Origin of the sequence: Paenibacillus sp. NEAU-GSW1 (assembly GCF_009737085.1) — a bacterium.
In the GTDB taxonomy this organism is placed as follows: domain Bacteria; phylum Bacillota; class Bacilli; order Paenibacillales; family Paenibacillaceae; genus Pristimantibacillus.
This window is the reverse complement of sequence record NZ_WOVL01000004.1, coordinates 193,145-210,287: the sequence shown is the minus strand read 5'-3', so window position 1 is coordinate 210,287 and position 17,143 is coordinate 193,145. Positions and strand designations below refer to the sequence as shown.

The following is a 17,143-nucleotide window of genomic DNA, read 5'->3' as shown; positions in this document are numbered from 1 at the left end:
AGATGAAGCAAACCGTTCGGGAGCGTGAGTGCAGATGGGCAAACAAGGTCAGTATGAGGATAGCAGCAACAGCGTAACGGAGATTGGAGAAGAGAAGAAAGAGCGGTTTTCCCGGTCCGGCTTTATTTTTGCGGCGATCGGAAGCGCAGTCGGCTTGGGAAACATGTGGAAATTTCCGTATATTACGGGCATGTACGGAGGGGCGGCGTTCTTCCTCTTGTTCATCGTCTGCCTGCTGGCAATCGGCTTGCCGGTGCTGCTCGCGGAGCTGGCCATCGGACGCGGCGGGCGAGGCAGCGTATCGACTTCCTTTATTCGGCTTAGCGGAGCGAAAGGATGGGGAGCGGTCGGCTTTCTGTCGATACTCGCCCCGTTCTTTATTCTCTCTTTCTACTCTGTCGTCGCTGGCTGGACGATGCATTACGCGGTGCTTACTTTCAGCGGCCGTTTGTTTAGCAATACGGACTACGGCGGACAGTTTAACGCCTTTATCGGCGGCTGGCTGCCTGTGTTATGGCAGTTTATTGCCATGTTTTTGACGGCTTTCGTCATTATTAAAGGAGTGTCCTCCGGCATTGAGAGATTCAATCAAATTTTCATACCCGGACTTGTCATTTTGCTGATCGTGCTTATGGTTCGGGCGTTGACGCTCGATGGGGCGGGGGAGGGCGTCTCCTTCTTTCTGAAGCCCGACTTTAGCAAGCTGAATACGGAGTCGGCGCTCGTGGCGCTCGGCCATGCGTTCTTCTCGTTATCGCTCGGCATGGGAGCGATGATTACTTACGGCGCCTATGTCGACAAAAGGCAATCGCTAGGCGCGGCCGCAATCGCAATCGGACTCGGCGATTTGCTGTACGCTTTTTTAGCCGGTCTTATTATTTTCCCGACGACCTTCGCTTTCGGACTGGAAGCGTCGCAAGGCCCCGGACTTGTATTCGTGGCGCTTCCCGCCGCGTTTGCCGCTATGCCGCTCGGCACGTTGTTTGGCGGCCTGTTTTTCGTGCTGCTGGCCTTCGCCGCGCTGACCTCGACCGTTTCTCTGCTGGAGGTGCCGGTCTCATTTGTCACCGAGCAACTCGGCTGGAGCCGCAGCTTTTCCGTTATCATCGTAACAGCAGCGATCTTCCTAATGGGAGTGCCCTCCGCGCTTTCGGTTGGCGGAGCTGTCAGCGGTCTTAACTTCGGCGGAAAAACGTTTTTCGACTGGTTCGATTTCGTTTGCTCCAACATCGTGCTGCCGTTTGGCGGTCTGATGGTGACGATATTCGTAGGCTACGTCTGGAAAGGGGCTGCCGAGGAGTCGGGATTGACGGCGTCATGGTTTAAGCTGTGGCTGTTCATGGTCCGCTACATTGCGCCTGTCCTTGTCTTTCTCGTACTCTTGTATTCGGCCGGAGTTATTCATTTCTAAATGGCCCTTCTCCATACGGCGAAGCCGGTTATGCTAGGGCTCCCCCGATTTCTATACATCCATCGTGTAATTTGCCGCGATATTGTGTATGATAGGAAGATAATTATTTATCGTGGGAAAGGTTGGTCGCCGTGGAAAACACAGTGGAGAACAAGACATCATCCTCTAACTTTATTAAAAACATCGTCGTTGAAGATTTGAAGGAAGGCCGCGTGCAGGAAATCGTGACCCGCTTTCCGCCGGAACCAAACGGTTATTTGCACATCGGACATGCCAAGTCGATCTGCCTGAACTTCGAGCTTGCCGACGATTTCAAAGGCAAAACGAATCTGCGGTTTGACGATACGAATCCTGTAAAAGAAGATACGGAATACGTAGAATCGATTCAAGAGGACGTGCGCTGGCTAGGCTTTGATTGGGAGGAGCTCCGTTTCGCTTCCGACTATTTCGAAGAGCTGTATAACCGTGCCGTGCTGCTGATCAACAAAGGCAAAGCGTACGTCTGCGACTTGACTGCTGAGCAAATCCGCGAGACGCGCGGCACATTGACCGAGCCGGGCAAAAACAGCCCTTACCGCGACCGCAGCGTGGAAGAGAATCTCGACCTGTTCGCGCGGATGCGCGCCGGAGAGTTTCCGGACGGTGCGAAGGTGCTTCGCGCCAAAATCGACATGGCTTCGCCGAACATCAATCTTCGCGATCCTGTGCTGTACCGCATTGCGCATGCGCATCATCACCGGACGGGCGACGCATGGTGCATCTATCCGATGTACGACTACGCGCATCCGCTGAGCGACGCAATCGAAGGCATAACACATTCCATCTGTACGCTGGAATTTGCCGACCATCGTCCATTGTACGATTGGGCGGTTGCCGAGTGCGAAATGGAGGCTGTGCCTCGTCAATACGAATTTGCGCGCTTGAACGTAACGAACACGGTTATGTCCAAAAGAAAGCTGAAACAGCTCGTTGACGAGAAAGTCGTCACAGCCTGGGATGATCCGCGGATGCCGACAATCAGCGGCCTGCGCCGCAAAGGCTACACGCCGGAAGCGCTGCGCGCCTTCTGCCGCGAGATCGGTGTAGCGAAAGCTTACAGCATCGTTGACGAACGGATGCTGGAGCATTTTATCCGCGAAGACTTGAAGCTTAAAGCGCTCCGCACGATGGCGGTTTTGCAGCCGCTCAAAGTTGTGATTACCAACTATCCGGAAGGCCAAACGGAGCTGCTGGATGCGGAAAACAACGCGGAAAACGAAGAAATGGGCTCGCGCCAAATCCCGTTCTCGCGTGAAATTTACATCGAGCAAGACGATTTCATGGAAAATCCTGTGGCGAAATATTTCCGCTTGTTCCCTGGTAACGAGGTGCGCCTGAAGCATGCGTACTTCATTACTTGCCAAGAAGTGATTAAGGACGCGGACGGCAACGTAATTGAGCTGCACTGTACGTACGATCCGGCAACGAAAAGCGGCAGCGGCTTCAACGCCCGCAAAGTAAAAGGGACGATCCATTGGGTCGACGCATCGCAAGCGGTGCCAGCCGACTTCCGTCTCTTTGAACCGCTCATTACGAGCGAAGCGGAAGAGGCCGGCAAGCCGTTCCTGGAATGCATTAACCCGAACAACCAAGTCGTGCTGAACGGCTTTGTGGAGCCGAATATGAAGGAAGCGGCGGGCGGAGAGAAGTTTCAATTTTTCCGTCACGGCTACTTTAACGTCGATCCGAAGGATTCGACTCCGGACAAGCTCGTATTCAACCGTATCGTCTCGATGAAGAGCTCATTCGATCCGTCGAAAGCTTAACGATGAAATGAAAAACACCGTCACTGCGAATGATTTATCGCATTGGCGGTGTTTTTTATTTGCCGTGGTCCGGCGGCAGAAAGATGCCGGCCAGCTTGCCTTGCTTTGTTGCAATGATGCAATCAACGGAAGGGCTGCTGGTATATCTATTGTAGAATTCGAATATGATCAGGGATCGGATGAAATGTTTGGCGCGTGTGAAATGATCGTCATTTTGAACGAAACAGGGGGCGGAACGATGAATGCGGGTTTCTGGATTCGGTTGGGGGCCGGCTTGCTTGACGGTCTCATTGTCGGCTTGCCGCTAGGGCTGCTGTCGATCGTCATTACAAATGCTTTCGGCAAAGATCATCTGACAGATCTATTATCTTTCTTGTATGCGCTCTTGGTCCCGGTTGTGTGGAAGGGCTATACGATTGGCAAAAAAATATGCGGCGTACGGATCGCCAAGCTTGACGGAAGTCCGCCGACGATATTGACGATGCTGCTTCGGAACGTAGTCGGCGGACTTGTGTACGCTGCGACGCTCGGCATTGCAGTTGTAGTAAGCGCGTTTATGGTAGGGCTGCGCGAGGATAAGCGCGCGATTCACGACTTTATTGCAGGGACAGAGGTTGTTCGCGATTAAGCGCATGGCCTATAAAAACACCGCAATGCGCGTTGTGACGCTGCATTGCGGTGTTTATTGTTTGCCGCCGAATTATAGGCCGGCTGGACAGCGATTCGGGCGAAGCGGCAGGCGTCTCCGCAGTAAAAATTTCTTGCGTCACAGCTCCTTTATAGCCGATCCGGCTTAGTGCGCCGAGGAAGCCCGCGAGGTCGATGATACCTCTCCAGGGTACAGCCGTCCGTTGTCGAGCGCCTCCGCAACCGGAATGTCCGGAGCGTCGTTGATATGCACATGGACGATTTGCTCGGGGCGAAGCGCCTCGATATCCGCGATTCCCAGTTCACAGGACTTGTCCAAGCGATATAAGATGAGCGTATCTCCATTTTCTCCATGACCTCCGTCTTCGCCAGGCTTGCGGTCTGCTGGTGTCGACGGAAATGTCCGTCGCGGAAATTGCGCTGGAGGTCGGTTACGGCTCGTATAAGACGTTTTCTCGTATTTTTCATAAGAAGAAGGGGATCGTTCCGAAGGATTACCGCAAACAGGGCGGGGGAGCGGCTGCGAGAGAATCGCAGCACCGATGAAGATGCCAGGGTCCTTTAATGGTTGAATGGGTGCGGATTTCAGCCAGTGTGGAAGTAGTACGGCACTCGTAAGGGCCTTTCGTTCCGTTAGGTAACATGAATTGTGTTCAAGTAGGGTCTCTAACGGACTGGGAGGCCGTTAGAAGTGGAATAAGGTGCGGATATCAGCCAGTGTGGAAGTAGTACGGCACTTGTAAGGGCCTTTCGTTCCGTTAGGTAACATGAATTGTGTTCAAGTAGGGTCTCTAACGGACTGGGAGGCCGTTAGAAGTGGAATAAGGTGCGGATATCAGCCAGTGTGGAAGTGGGAGAGCTAATTTACTTCAAGTAAGGCCAGTTCTGGCCTTACGAGCAGTCGCGACAGTTACTTTTACGGTTGTAAGACTGGCCTTACGCGCACGCTTGGTGAGGGCTCGGACCGCCGATGGGCCCGTTCACTTAAACCAGCCTTTTTCCTTGAAGCGGGTAATCGCCTCGATGCGGTTGCTGACATCAAGCTTGTCTAGGATGATCGAGATGTAGTTGCGGACCGTTCCGGTCGTAATGTACAGCTCGCTTGCAATCTCTTTCGTATTTTTGCCGTCGGCGATAAGGCCGAGCACTTCCTTCTCCCGCTCTGTCAGCGGGTTTTCCTCGCCATACGCTTCATCCATCAGCTCCGGCGCGTAAATCCGCCGTCCGCTCATGACGCTCCGGATCGATGCGGCCAATTCCTCGCTCGGGCTGTCCTTGAGCAGATAGCCGCTAACGCCGGCTTTAAGCGCGCGGTCAAAATAACCGGATCGTGCAAAGGTGGTCAGAATGATCACTTTGCAGCCCGCGCCTTTCAACTCTTCCGCTGCTTCAAGCCCGGTTTTTGCCGGCATTTCAATATCCATAATGCATATATCGGGCTGATGGAGATGAACGAGCGCAACGGCTTCCTCGCCGTTCGCCGCTCGGCCGACTACCTGCATATCTTCTTCCAGATCGAGCAGGGAAGCAAGGGCGCCTAGCAGCATCCGTTGATCCTCTGCGATTACAATTCGAATCATGCAGCTTCCCTCCTACGTTCGATTTAAAATATTCGGCACCTTTATAATAAGCGCCGTTCCTGAACCGTCTCCAGAAGCGGAAATTTCCAAATTGCCGTTGACGAATTCGAGCCGCTCTTTCATGCCGCGCAAGCCGTTTCCTTCACGAAAACCGCCGCGTCCGGCTAATCCAATCCCGTTATCCTCCACCCGAATGGTCAAATCGGTATGGGAGGGATCGATCGATAATGTGCAAGCCGTTGCTCGGCTATGCTTGACGACGTTGGTGACCGCCTCTTTTAAACACATGCTAAGCACATTTTCGTTCAGTAAGGACGTGTTCTCCAGTTTAGGTTCACCTTGAAGCGCGAACTCGACACCGGCGGCCTTTAGCATTTGCTGTACGCGCAGCACTTCATCCTCTAATCGGGTTCCGCGCATTTGCGTGACGAGCTCCCGAACTTCCTTGAGCGCTGTTCTTGCCGTTTGCCGCACATCTTGAATTTCCGTAAGGGCCCGCGCTGGATCGCTGTTGACAAGCCGTCCGGCGAGATCGCTTTTGAGGCCGATCAAGCTTAGCTTTTGCCCGATCGTATCATGCAGGTCGCGCGCGATTCGCTGCCGTTCCTCCAGCTTCACGAGCTCGGAAATACGTTTGTTGGCATCTTCCAGCTCGCCTTCGAGCTTGCCCTGCTTATTGCGATTGTAGTTATTGATGGGAAGCAGGATCGCCATAATTAAGCTGATGAGCACGAATGGAAATTGGGTTAGCAGCATCGAGTTGGAGGTTGCGAAGCCATAGTTGATCGTCAGGAAAGCGGTGACGAGATGGACGGTATACAGTGAGATAAAGCCGGCCTTGTTCTGAATGTTGCCGATGAAGAAGGCGAGGAAGATCGAGAAATAGGCATAGCCGAACAGCAGCGTCATCGTAATGGAAATTGCGATTTGCAGCCCTGTCCACACATAAACGGGCCAACCTTTCGACACGAAGGAGAGCACGTAGCAGGTGAAGAAGGACAGGACCAGAAAAACACCGGTTACGATCTCGAAAGTGGAAGAGGAGCGCACGATGAAGTAAAACGGCAATATGCAAAATACGATCCACACATAAGGGCTGAGACCGGTATTTTTATGAAAAATCTGATACCATTTATTCACGCGGACGCTCTCCTTCCATCGCTATAATTGCTAGTATTGTACCATAAAAATGCTGCCAAAACGGCGAGCCGGAGCATTACGCTCCGGCTTTCGTTTTGGTATTGGCGCCTGCGGAGGGTTTGATCCTTCTGTCGCCCGTACCGCTATAGATGTCATTGCTGCTGTTTATGCTGCCGTCTTTTTTACGAGCGCGCTGTTTGGCAGCTCTAAAGCTGACGAATCGTTTGCCCTCTTCGTCCCACAAATGGAAGCGAAGCGACTGCAAGCTCGTAAGCAGCGTAATTGTCGTTGCTTTATGAAGCGGAGGGGTGGCATTGTGAGCATCCTCCAAATAATAGTTCGGTACCTTCGGGCTTAAGTGATGGACATGGTGAAAGCCGATGTTGCCTGTCATCCATTGCAGCGGCTTCGGAAGCTTGTAGTAGGAGCTGCCTTCAACAGCTGCTTGCACATAGCTCCATTCCTCGTCATTTTCGAAATACGAATCCTCATATTGATGCTGAACGTAGAATAGCCATATGCCAAGCAATCCCGAAACGAAAAAGATCGGTCCATGAACGAGAACGAACGCCTGCCAGCCGATCGCCCAGCATAGGAGCGCGTAGAGAGAAGCCATCAATGCGTTGGTCAAATATGTGTTCATCCGTTCTTTCCGCTTCGCGCCTTTGCGGTTAAAGCGGTATTGAATCAGAAATACGGCAATCGGTCCGAGTCCGAACATCACTAGCGGATTGCGGTAGAGGCGGTAGGCGATTTGGCGCCATCGCGGAGCGGACTCATATTCGTCGACGGTCAAAATCCAAATGTCGCCGAGCCCTCTTTTATCGAGATTGCCGCTGGAGGCATGGTGGATGGAGTGGCTATATTTCCATTGCGAGTAAGGGACATGCGTAAGTACGCCGGTAATCGTGCCGAGAATGGCGTTGGCCCGCTTGCTTTTGAAGAAAGAGCCGTGACAGCAGTCATGAAAAATAATAAAGGTCCGAATCACGAATCCGGATGCAACGATGCCGACGGCAAGCGTCAGCCAATAGGAGACGGAAAGACTGGCATAAGCGGCGTACCAGAGCGCAAATAAAGGGATCAGTGTATTGAACAGCTGGCGTATACTCTTTTTGGCATCGGTGTTTTCGTAAGGCGCTACTTCTTTTTTTAATTGCATTTGTTTGGATTGTGTTGTGGCCATGGAAGTTCCCCCTCATCAGGCTCAAACTCGTGGCAGCATACAGCAAATGCGCTGCGGCGGGAATGATCTGTCTCTATTGTAAAGGGAGAGCGCAGCTTCGTTGAAGTCATAAACGTCAAGATGAGGGTATGACAACTGTCATGGTCGATGGTATAATCTGGGCTATATTCTAAGTTTGGAAGGCGGTGCATTGCCGTATGGGAAGTTTTTCGATTAAGCATCCTTTGCATATGAAGACCGCGATCGGCTTTTTTACTACGATTATTTTGCTTGTTTACATGATTGTAAAGGAGTTTACTTCTGAAGGGTTTACTGCGTTATTTTATTGTCAGTCGATTTTACTGGCGGTCTCCATGACTTTGCTTATTTATTTGCTGTTGAAAAGCTTTGGGAAAGCTTCCAACGTTCGGTTTTCGGACAAGGCGCTCGCGATTCGCGGCAAAGAGCTCGGTGCTGAGAAGATCGAATACATTATGGTGGAGGGCTATTTCAGCCCGGTAGTCGGCATTATGCCGAAAGGAAAGCGGATCGTTCCGGTCGACCACAGCTTCCGCTTTGACGGCAGCGGCGATGAGGCGATAAAGGCGCTGGGCGCATGGGCTGAAAAGCATAAAATAAAAGTGTACAACAAGCCGTTTTGGCGCTGGATATAACACTTTTTTTGTAACTATTTTGTCCCTCTGAACGTTTATGCTGGTACTAGTGTGTTTACCTAACGTCGGAGAGGCGGGTTGTTATGGGAAAATGGGAATTCGGTGCAGGAGGGGCTATCGGCCGATGAGAAAAGGGATGCTGCTTTGCCTCATATGCATCTTGCTGCTGCCGTTTGCCGCCGCATGCGGATCTGCCGCGAACAAGGAGTTTATGCTAAGTCTCAAGCTGCACCGGATGGACGAGATTAAGCAGCTGCTTTCGCAGAAATCGATTTCTGTCAAGGAAACGGAAATGATGGAATCATACCGTCTATCGGGCGCGGATGAGTCCGTAGCGTATAGGCTGGACGATGAGGGTCGGGAGCTGCTGTATATTTACGTATTCGGCTCGCCGGAGGAGATGTCGCTAGGCGTGCGGGCGCTTGAAGAGCAGACTGCGTTAATTGACATCGTCTACCTGCCTTACATCTACACCGCGAATAACGCGCTGATCATTCATATGAGAAGCTTGGCTCCCGGTACGGATGAGGTGTCGGACATAGAGAAGCTGGCGTCGGAGCTCGGATGGAAACGGCCTGAGAAATAAAATGTGCGATGGGGATGATGCGATGAACGGATGGCGAATGACGGCAGCAGCAGCGACCTTGCTATGCTTCGTATTGTACCTGTCACCGGTTCTCGCTTATGCGTTGCAGTTGGAAGAAGCGCCGCTCGGCTATTTATGGAGCTTACTGTTTGCCGTTTGCGGCATCGTGCTGGCGGACCTCCGGCTCGAAATCCCTTTGGGGCTGAGGGGGATCGTATACGTTGGCGTTACTGTCATGCATGTCGGATTTGCTGTGTTGTTTGCGTTGCATCTGGCTGATGCCGGAACAGGGCGATGGCTGCAAAGCTGTATCTACCTGATTTGCCATCTTGTTGCGGTAGCTGCGCTTGCCGGATTTGCCGTTGCGCATAAGGGGAAGGGCAAGGCGAGTTTATGAGTGATCATGCGAAGCTGACTCGCGTCCCAAATCGCCGTCGAGCGAAGCAGGTTCGCAAATTAGCGAACCAAATTTCGCTAAAAGAGCGGGATATGGCATAGTTCGGGCGGATAGCGAACCGAAATTCGCAAATCGCGCACTCGCATTCCCGACTAGCGAAATTGGGTTCGTTGTTAGTCGCAGTCTGCTCCAAAGTAACCGAAACAGCGAACATTGCTTCGCAAAATTGCGAAGCAGGTTCGCTGTTTGTTTGTTTGATGTGCTCTAGGCACGCTTGCCTAGAGGTATAAATAGGATAGGTGTTCCGCTGCTGCACTGCGTCCCAAATCGGCGTCGAGCGAAGCAGGTTCGCAAATTAGCGAACCAAATTTCGCTAAAAGAGCGGGATATGGCATAGTTCGGGCGGATAGCGAACCGGAATTCGCAAATCGCGCACTCGCATTCCCGACTAGCGAAATTGGGTTCGTTGTTAGTCGCAGTCTGCTCCAAAGTAACCGAAACAGCGAACATTGCTTCGCAAAATTGCGAAGCAGGTTCGCTGTTTGTTTGTTTGTTTGATGTGCTCTAGGCACGCTTGCCTAGAGGTATAAATAGGATAGGTGTTCCGCTGCTGCACTGCGTCCCAAATCGGCGCCGAGCGAAGCAGGTTCGCAAATTAGCGAACCAAATTTCGCTAAAAGAGCGGGATATGGCATAGTTCGGGCAGATAGCGAACCGAAATTCGCAAATCGCGCACTCGCATTCCCGACTAGCGAAACTGGGTTCGTTGTTAGTCGCAGTCTGCTCCAAAGTAACCGAAACAGCGAACATTGCTTCGCAAAATTGCGAAGCAGGTTCGCTGTTTGTCTGTGTGAGCGAGTTGAATAGCATATTACGCCGCAATAACGAGAAGGAGTGCAATTTCATAGTGAGGCGCAATAACCCCAGCAGCCTCAAAACACAGTTCCTCAAAACACAGTTCCTCAAAACACAGTTCCTCAAAATACAGTTACTTAACACAGTACGTGCAATCTCGGTCAGCAAGGCGCAATAAACAAAGTTTAGTCCAGCAACACATTCACTGAATCAGAGCCAGACTGCTGCGCGTTAAAAGAGGCGCGGGAAGCCTCGCCGCTGCGGGCGGCGAAGCGGTTCTTGGGCTTCGGCAGATGGAAATGCTCCCGCAGCGTTGTCCCTTCGTACTCGGTACGGAACAGTCCGCGCTGCTGCAGTACCGGAACGACGAGATTGACGAAGTCCTCGAGTCCGTCCGGCAGCAGCGGCGCCATCAGCATGAAGCCGTCCGCCGCGCCTTCCTCGAACCAATGCTCTAGCGTGTCGGCAATTTTCTCCGGCGTGCCGACGAGATGGTCGCCGCTGAACGAGCCGGTCAGCAGCGAGTAAACTTCCCGCAGCGTCGGGTTTTCCCGGGCAATGACCGGCTGATGCTTCTTGTAGTCGGATTTCTTCTCATCGGCCCGGTCAACGCCAACCTCCGCCGCCCGCGATTCCAGCGTAAAGCCGCTAAAGTCGATGCTGCGGAAATAGTCGGCGAGAAAGCCGATTCCCTGCTCCTCTGTAATAAGCGCCTCCAGCTCCTTGAGCTTCGCCTGAGCGGCCTCGTCGGACTCGGCGATGATCGGCGAAATGCCTTGCAAAATATAAATATCGTCCGGATTTCGTCCTGCAGCCGCCGCTTTATCTTTAAAGGAGCGGTAGAAGGCTTTAGCGTCCTCCAGATTGTATTTGATCGAGAAAATCACTTCCGCGGACTTCGCGGCAAAGTTCTGCCCCGCCTCGGAATTGCCGGCTTGGACGAGCACCGGATGGCCTTGAGGCGATCGGGCGATGTTGAGAGGTCCCTGCACGGTGAAAAACTCGCCCCGATGCCCGATTTGATGCAGTTTTGCGGGATCGAAGAATACGCCGCTTTCTTTGTCCTGCGTAAACGCGTCATCCTCCCATGAATCCCACAGCCCGCGCACGACCTCGACGAATTCCTCGGCCCGTTCATAGCGCAGGCTATGCTCGTAATGCTCCTGTCCGCCAAAGTTAAGCGCGGTGTTGCCCGACAGATCGCGCGTCGTGACAATGTTCCAGCCTACGCGCCCCTTGCTGATCTGGTCAGCGGAAAGCAGCATCCGCGCCAAATTGAAGGGCTCAATATAAGAAGTTGAGGCCGTTGCGACTACGCCGATATGCGTCGTTGCGCTGGCGAGCGCCGTAATAAGGGTAATCGGTTCGTAACGGTTCAAAATATTCGGATGCGACTGTTCGTTGATCGCCAGGCTGTCGGCTATAAAAGCGATATCGAATTTGCCTCGCTCGGCTGTCTGCGCCAGCTTGCGGTAATAGTCGATATCGATGCTTGCGCTCAGCTGCGCATGCGGATGGCGCCAGCTTCCAACGTGCATGCCGGTTCCGACCAAATAGGCGGAAAGCTTGATTTGCCTCTGATAAGGACGATGAGTCATTGCGAATTGCCTCCTATCTCTTTCTTTTATCCAAGTTAAATAATGTGAATAATTGGCTATAATCTACCACCTTTATGTAGTCCCGTCAATGCCGCCTGAAATTCCAACATTTTGCTAAAATTTATATTGACACTGCTTCAATTGTGCTTTAAATTATAGAAAACCAATCGAATTAGTTGGTTATATAAAATGAGTTGACCAGATCACTGGAAACCAAGCGCAGCGCCAGGCATGTATTGCCGGTGCATGAGGCTTGGTTTTTTTAAAATATAAGAAGTATAAATTATTCCTTATACTACGCTTATATTTCAACGCGAAACGAAGCTCCGCCTCCAAAGGACGGCGAAGCCGTTTCTGCTTGTAACCGGGGGTGGCTTCAAGTGATTACCATATCGAACCTTAACAAGACGTACAAAAGCGCAGGCGAATCGATCGTTGCGTTAAAGAACATTAACTTGAACATTCGCAAAGGCGAAATTTTCGGCATTATCGGCTTCAGCGGGGCGGGCAAATCGACCTTGATCCGTTGCTTGAACCGGTTAGAGGAACCGGACAGCGGCCGCATCGTGATCGGCGAAACGGTCATCACCGACTTGAACGAGAAGGAGCTGCGGCTGGCGAGAAGAAAGATCGGGATGATTTTTCAGCACTTTAATTTGCTCGATTCGCAAACCGTGTTTCAAAATGTCGCCTTCCCCTTGGCGGTAGCCGGGCATCCCAAGCTCTACATCCGCGAGAAGGTGCAGGAGCTGCTGGCGCTTGTCGGTCTGGAGGATAAAGGACATTGTTATCCTTCTCAGCTTAGCGGCGGGCAGAAGCAGCGGGTTAGCATTGCAAGAGCGCTTGTCAACGATCCTGATGTGCTGCTCAGCGATGAAGCGACCTCCGCCCTTGATCCGCAGACGACCTATTCCATATTGGAGCTGCTCCAAGATATTAACGACAAGCTCAAGCTGACCATTGTGCTTATTACGCATGAGCTCGACGTGCTGCAGCATGTATGCGATCAAATGGCTGTAATTGAATACGGCGCAATTGCGGAGACGGGACCGGTCGACAAGCTGTTCCTTCATCCGGAAAGCTATACGGCAAGACGATTCGTCAGCATTATCGATTACTACCGCGATAAGCGCTCCATTATGGAAGGGATGGGGGCGGGCATATGAAGGACGATCTGTTCGATCTGCTCTGGGAAGGGCTGCGCGAGACGCTGTATATGGCGGCATGGTCCTCGCTGTTCGCGCTGCTGCTCGGCATTGCGCTGGGCGTAACGCTCGTCGTGACGGAACGGGGAGGGTTGTTGGAGGCGCCGCTCATTCATAAGATCATCGGCACTCTCATTAACGGCGTAAGATCGTTGCCGTTCATCATTTTGATCGTGCTGCTCCTGCCGCTCTCCCGTTTTATCGTCGGAACTTCGCTTGGGCCAACCGCAGCGATTGTATCGCTGTCGATCGGAGCGGCCCCATTCCTTGGGCGCATTATTGAAAATTCGCTCAAAGAAGTGAGCCACGGGAAAATAGAAGCGGCCAAGTCGATCGGAGCATCGCCATGGACGATCATCTTCCGCGTGCTCATTCCCGAAGCGCTCCCCGCGCTGATCCGCGGCGTAACGATCGCCGTCATCGCGATTACGGAATTTACCGCTGTTGCCGGCGCAATCGGCGCAGGCGGGCTTGGCAGTCTCGCCATTCGCTTCGGCTACCAGCGTTTTCGCGAAGATATTTTATTCGCTACGGTCATCACAATCATTCTGCTCGTCCAACTGATTCAATGGAGCGGGGATGGGGCGGCACATGCGATCCGAAAGAGAAGAAGGCAAGTTTAACAAGGGTTCACTGCAACACCACATATAAAAACGATATAGAAAGTAGGAGAGGAATTATGGCCAAAAAGCATCTGTTTACGTTTACTGCACTACTGCTCGTTATTAGCGTGATCCTCGGGGGCTGCGGATCGAATGCAGGGGGCAACAACAAGTCGGCAAGCTCGCCTGAGGCGACGGCCGCGCCGACGGAGCAAGCGACGGATAAACCGTCGGAGCCTGCCGCGACGGAAGAGCCTAAGAAAGAAGTAACAATTAAAGTAGGCGCTGCGCCGGTGCCGCATGCTGAAATTTTGGAATTCATTAAACCGAAGCTGAAAGAGCAAGGCATTAATCTCGAGGTTGTCATTCTCGACGACGAAGGGCAGTTGAACCCGGCGCTTCAGGAAGGGCAAATCGACGCCAACTACTTCCAGCACGTTCCATACCTGGATTCGGTCAAAACGGAGAAAGGCTACAATTTCGCGGTTACGGCAAAAGTTCACGTTGAGCCGATCGGTCTATACTCCGAGAAACTGAAGTCGAAGGATGAAATTAAGGAAGGCGCCAAAATCGGCATTCCGAACAATCCGTCCAATGAATACCGCGCGCTTGTCCTGCTGCAGCAGCAAGGGCTGATTAAACTGAAAGACGGTTTGACGACCTACGAGGCGACGCCTAAAGATATTGTGGACAATCCGTTGAAACTGGAATTCATCGAGGCTGACTCCGCTACGCTGCCTAGAGCGCTGCCGGATCTGGACGGCGCAGTCATCAACACGAACCTTATTCTTGAAGCGGGCATCGATCCGAAGTCGGCGCTGTTCCGCGAGGATGCAAATTCGCCGTACGCTAACATTATTACGGTTCGCGCAGGAGACGAGAACCGCGATGAAATTAAAAAGCTGAGCGAAGCGCTGCTGTCTCCCGAGGTGAAAAAATTCATTGAGGACAAATACGGCGTAGCTGTAGTCCCGGCATTCTAGTCTTGTCGTATCGCTTGCAGCGCCCCGCCGCCCCTCATGGCAGCGGGGCGCTGTTCATGATAAAATGCGATCAAAAGGCTCTTGATACAGATGAATAAGCCGCATGGAAGGATACGATCCGCTACTATGAAGCAGAAGACATTACAGCAATTTACGTTAAGAGATGCGGAGCCGGCTGACTTGCCGCGTATCGTAGACATTTATAATTCAACGATCGCTTCCCGGAAAGTAACGGCTGACCTGGAGCCTGTCACTGTGCAGAACCGCGAGCCATGGTTCGACGAACATTCGCCGGATCACAGGCCGCTTTGGGTTTTGGAGGAGGACGGCAGCATTGTCGCTTGGCTTAGCTTTCAATCGTTCTACGGCAGACCCGCCTACAACGCTACAGCGGAGCTTAGCATCTATATTGCAGAGGAGCATCGCAGCAAGGGCATCGGCTCGCTTCTGATTCAGGCGGCGATTGAAGAATGTCCGCGTTTGTGCATTCGCACGCTGCTTGGCTTTATATTCGGTCATAACGAGCCGAGTCTCGGGCTGCTCGGGAAATTCGGCTTTGAGCGCTGGGCTCATTTGCCGAAGGTCGCCGAATTGGATGGCGTGGAACGCGATCTTATTATTGTAGGCCGCAGAATCGAGTAGAGGCTGGCTTAAACCGGGAACGCACAATAGGAGTGATGCGTTTTCCGGTTTTTTATTTTCAGCGGATAAAACTCTCTAATTATGGTAATATGTTCCTTGTGGCAATTATTTAGCGGAAAAGGGAATGGATTGTAATTTCCTATTGCTAGTAGCTATTTTTGTTGCCGTTGTTTTGGTCATCGTTATGGTTACATTAATCATCGGATTATTGTAGCATAATGGATTTATAGATGGTTTTCGCGGACAAAATGAATTATTCTGTTACATATCGCCAATTTGTTTTGTTTGCTTGCATCGCAGAAGGGAGATTGACCATGAGCCGATTTTGGAGTCCATTGGCCGCTTCCCTCGTGCCTTATGTGCCCGGGGAGCAGCCTAAGGACAAAAAATATATTAAATTGAACACGAATGAAAATCCGTATCCGCCGTCGCCGAAAGTATTGGAGGCGATTAAGGCTGCTGCGGATGACGACTTGCGTCTGTATCCGGACCCGACCTGCGATACGCTGGTACGGAAGCTGGCCGATTATTTCGACCTGTCGAAGGACCAAGTGTTCGTTGGCAACGGATCGGACGAAGTGCTTTCTTTCGCGTTCGCCGCTTTCTTTGATCCGGCCAAGCCGGTTCTGTTTGCTGACATCACGTACAGCTTCTACAAAGTGTATGCAGAGTTCTATGGCTTGAAGGCGGATCTGATTCCGCTGGACGAGCAGTTCCGCATGCCGCTGGGGTTGTTCAACGGCAGGGAGAACGGCGGGATCGTTATACCGAATCCGAACGCTCCAACTGCGATGCTCGTACCATTGGACGAGTTCCGCATGATTCTTGAGCATAACAAGGATCAAGTCGTGATCATCGACGAGGCTTACATCGATTTCGGCGGCGAATCGGCCGCCAAGCTCGTGAACGAGTATCCGAATGTGCTTGTCGTTCAGACGCTTTCGAAGTCCCGTTCTTTGGCCGGCTTGCGTGTCGGCTGGGCGCTCGGCAGCGAGGAATTGATCGACGGCCTCAATCGGGTCAAAAACTCGTTCAACTCGTATACGATTGACCGTCTGGCGTTGGCAGGCGCCGTTGCGGCAATCGAAGACGAGGCTTATTTCGTGGAGACTGCCGCAAAAGTAAATGCAACGCGCGATTCGGTTATTAAAGAGCTGCGCGAGATTGGCTTTATCGTGACGGAATCGAAAGCCAATTTCGTATTTATATCGCATCCGGATGTATCCGCCGAGACGATTTTTGTGCAATTGCGCGAGCAAGGCGTGCTCGTCCGCTATTTCAAACAGCCGAGAATCGACAAATACCTTCGGGTATCGATCGGCACCGATGAAGAAATGGATGTCTTTCTCGAAGCGGTCAAAAAAATCGTTTCGAAGTGATGGATGCGGCCAAGAAGCGGAGCTTTCGGATCGCTACGTTAATTGTCGTTGCGGCTAGCGTTATTTACGCTTTAATTGGGAACACTCTTTTCTACATGGCTTACTACAGCGAAGCCGTTATTGCGAATAGTTATTTCATATTCGCGGTAATGGCGGTGCTGTTTACGGTACCTGTCGTCGTATGGTTTCGCAGCAGATACTGGTATTTCCCTTTGTTTATTCCCGTTTTATGGGTGCCGTTTACGATTATAACCATGTTTATTATTCCGGGCTTGCCGGAGGACGATATGGGCGGAGGTATGTTGGCTCTGTACATCTATTTTTTAATGTTAGGTGCAGTGCTGCTCGGCTCGATAATAGGCATGACGATTAATGGCGCGGCAACTGCTTGGAAGAAGTTTGGTAAATAGTGAATGGAAGCAGAGCGATTTTGCCTATTTCCATTTTGTTATTTCTTCGTGTTATAATAAAGG

The 17,143-nt window shown here is 51.9% G+C and carries 18 protein-coding genes and 2 pseudogenes; 14 read left to right on the top strand and 6 right to left on the bottom strand.

The window, feature by feature from the left end; translation table 11 throughout:
- The first annotated feature begins 34 nt into the window (after window positions 1-34).
- The 4 genes from GOM71_RS04250 to GOM71_RS04240 all read left to right on the top strand — a co-directional run bounded on the left by GOM71_RS04250 (window position 35) and on the right by GOM71_RS04240 (window position 3,844).
- Window positions 35-1,411, top strand: a complete 1,377-nt coding sequence (locus GOM71_RS04250) for a sodium-dependent transporter (RefSeq protein ID WP_156278501.1) — start codon at window positions 35-37, stop codon at window positions 1,409-1,411.
- 143 nt (window positions 1,412-1,554) lie between these two features.
- On the top strand, window positions 1,555-3,216 hold the full coding sequence (locus tag GOM71_RS04245) for a glutamine--tRNA ligase/YqeY domain fusion protein (protein WP_367649466.1): 1,662 nt from the start codon (window positions 1,555-1,557) through the stop codon (window positions 3,214-3,216).
- A 29-nt stretch (window positions 3,217-3,245) separates the two neighbouring features.
- The gene (locus GOM71_RS24655) at window positions 3,246-3,371 is read left to right on the top strand and encodes a hypothetical protein (protein ID WP_301539601.1); all 126 of its coding nucleotides are present in this window, start codon (window positions 3,246-3,248) and stop codon (window positions 3,369-3,371) included.
- A gap of 83 nt (window positions 3,372-3,454) precedes the next feature.
- Entirely contained in the window at window positions 3,455-3,844 is a 390-nt protein-coding gene (locus GOM71_RS04240) for an RDD family protein (protein ID WP_156278499.1), read from the top strand.
- Here the strand turns inward: GOM71_RS04240 and GOM71_RS25100 are convergent.
- Window positions 3,813-4,165, bottom strand: a pseudogene (locus GOM71_RS25100) (TIM barrel protein); the annotation flags it as partial. The gene GOM71_RS04240 and the pseudogene GOM71_RS25100 overlap by 32 nt on opposite strands.
- Before the next feature lie 50 nt (window positions 4,166-4,215).
- Here GOM71_RS25100 and GOM71_RS04230 point away from each other — a divergent pair.
- A pseudogene (locus tag GOM71_RS04230) lies at window positions 4,216-4,410 on the top strand (helix-turn-helix domain-containing protein); the annotation flags it as partial.
- A 434-nt stretch (window positions 4,411-4,844) separates the two neighbouring features.
- On the opposite strand, the gene GOM71_RS04225 reads toward GOM71_RS04230, so the two are convergent.
- The 3 genes from GOM71_RS04225 to desA form a co-directional block, all read right to left on the bottom strand.
- The gene (locus GOM71_RS04225; protein ID WP_156278497.1) at window positions 4,845-5,444 is read right to left on the bottom strand and encodes a response regulator transcription factor; all 600 of its coding nucleotides are present in this window, start codon (window positions 5,442-5,444) and stop codon (window positions 4,845-4,847) included.
- 12 nt (window positions 5,445-5,456) lie between these two features.
- Entirely contained in the window at window positions 5,457-6,584 is a 1,128-nt protein-coding gene (locus GOM71_RS04220; RefSeq protein WP_367649464.1) for a histidine kinase, read from the bottom strand.
- A 76-nt stretch (window positions 6,585-6,660) separates the two neighbouring features.
- Window positions 6,661-7,770 (bottom strand): Delta(5) desaturase DesA, encoded by a 1,110-nt coding sequence (gene desA / locus GOM71_RS04215; RefSeq protein WP_156278496.1) that lies wholly within the window; start codon window positions 7,768-7,770, stop codon window positions 6,661-6,663.
- Window positions 7,771-7,967: 197 nt separating this feature from the next.
- Here desA and GOM71_RS04210 point away from each other — a divergent pair, with 197 nt between their 5' ends.
- The 3 genes from GOM71_RS04210 to GOM71_RS04200 all read left to right on the top strand — a co-directional run bounded on the left by GOM71_RS04210 (window position 7,968) and on the right by GOM71_RS04200 (window position 9,406).
- Window positions 7,968-8,423, top strand: coding sequence for a hypothetical protein (locus GOM71_RS04210; RefSeq protein WP_156278495.1), 456 nt, complete (start codon window positions 7,968-7,970; stop codon window positions 8,421-8,423).
- A gap of 124 nt (window positions 8,424-8,547) precedes the next feature.
- Window positions 8,548-9,009 (top strand): hypothetical protein, encoded by a 462-nt coding sequence (locus GOM71_RS04205; protein ID WP_156278494.1) that lies wholly within the window; start codon window positions 8,548-8,550, stop codon window positions 9,007-9,009.
- 22 nt (window positions 9,010-9,031) lie between these two features.
- Complete coding sequence (locus GOM71_RS04200) at window positions 9,032-9,406, top strand: hypothetical protein (protein WP_156278493.1); 375 nt, start codon at window positions 9,032-9,034, stop codon at window positions 9,404-9,406.
- 564 nt (window positions 9,407-9,970) lie between these two features.
- Here the strand turns inward: GOM71_RS04200 and GOM71_RS24830 are convergent.
- Entirely contained in the window at window positions 9,971-10,405 is a 435-nt protein-coding gene (locus GOM71_RS24830; RefSeq protein ID WP_367649465.1) for a hypothetical protein, read from the bottom strand.
- Window positions 10,406-10,446: 41 nt separating this feature from the next.
- On the bottom strand, window positions 10,447-11,859 hold the full coding sequence (locus GOM71_RS04190; protein WP_156278491.1) for an LLM class flavin-dependent oxidoreductase: 1,413 nt from the start codon (window positions 11,857-11,859) through the stop codon (window positions 10,447-10,449).
- 380 nt (window positions 11,860-12,239) lie between these two features.
- Here GOM71_RS04190 and GOM71_RS04185 point away from each other — a divergent pair, with 380 nt between their 5' ends.
- From GOM71_RS04185 to GOM71_RS04160, 6 genes are all read left to right on the top strand, one after another.
- On the top strand, window positions 12,240-13,025 hold the full coding sequence (locus GOM71_RS04185; RefSeq protein WP_367649463.1) for a methionine ABC transporter ATP-binding protein: 786 nt from the start codon (window positions 12,240-12,242) through the stop codon (window positions 13,023-13,025).
- Window positions 13,022-13,687, top strand: coding sequence for a methionine ABC transporter permease (locus GOM71_RS04180; protein WP_156278490.1), 666 nt, complete (start codon window positions 13,022-13,024; stop codon window positions 13,685-13,687). The genes GOM71_RS04185 and GOM71_RS04180 overlap by 4 nt, the downstream gene beginning before the upstream one ends.
- A gap of 56 nt (window positions 13,688-13,743) precedes the next feature.
- Window positions 13,744-14,649, top strand: coding sequence for a MetQ/NlpA family ABC transporter substrate-binding protein (locus GOM71_RS04175; protein WP_156278489.1), 906 nt, complete (start codon window positions 13,744-13,746; stop codon window positions 14,647-14,649).
- Window positions 14,650-14,775: 126 nt separating this feature from the next.
- Window positions 14,776-15,291: a GNAT family N-acetyltransferase gene (locus GOM71_RS04170; RefSeq protein WP_156278488.1), complete on the top strand. Its 516-nt coding sequence runs from the start codon at window positions 14,776-14,778 to the stop codon at window positions 15,289-15,291.
- A gap of 314 nt (window positions 15,292-15,605) precedes the next feature.
- Window positions 15,606-16,670 carry a histidinol-phosphate transaminase gene (gene hisC, locus GOM71_RS04165; RefSeq protein ID WP_156278487.1) on the top strand — a complete coding sequence of 355 codons (1,065 nt, stop codon included), beginning with the start codon at window positions 15,606-15,608 and terminating at the stop codon, window positions 16,668-16,670.
- Window positions 16,667-17,080, top strand: a complete 414-nt coding sequence (locus tag GOM71_RS04160; protein ID WP_173275180.1) for a hypothetical protein — start codon at window positions 16,667-16,669, stop codon at window positions 17,078-17,080. The genes hisC and GOM71_RS04160 overlap by 4 nt, the downstream gene beginning before the upstream one ends.
- Window positions 17,081-17,143 lie beyond the last annotated feature (63 nt).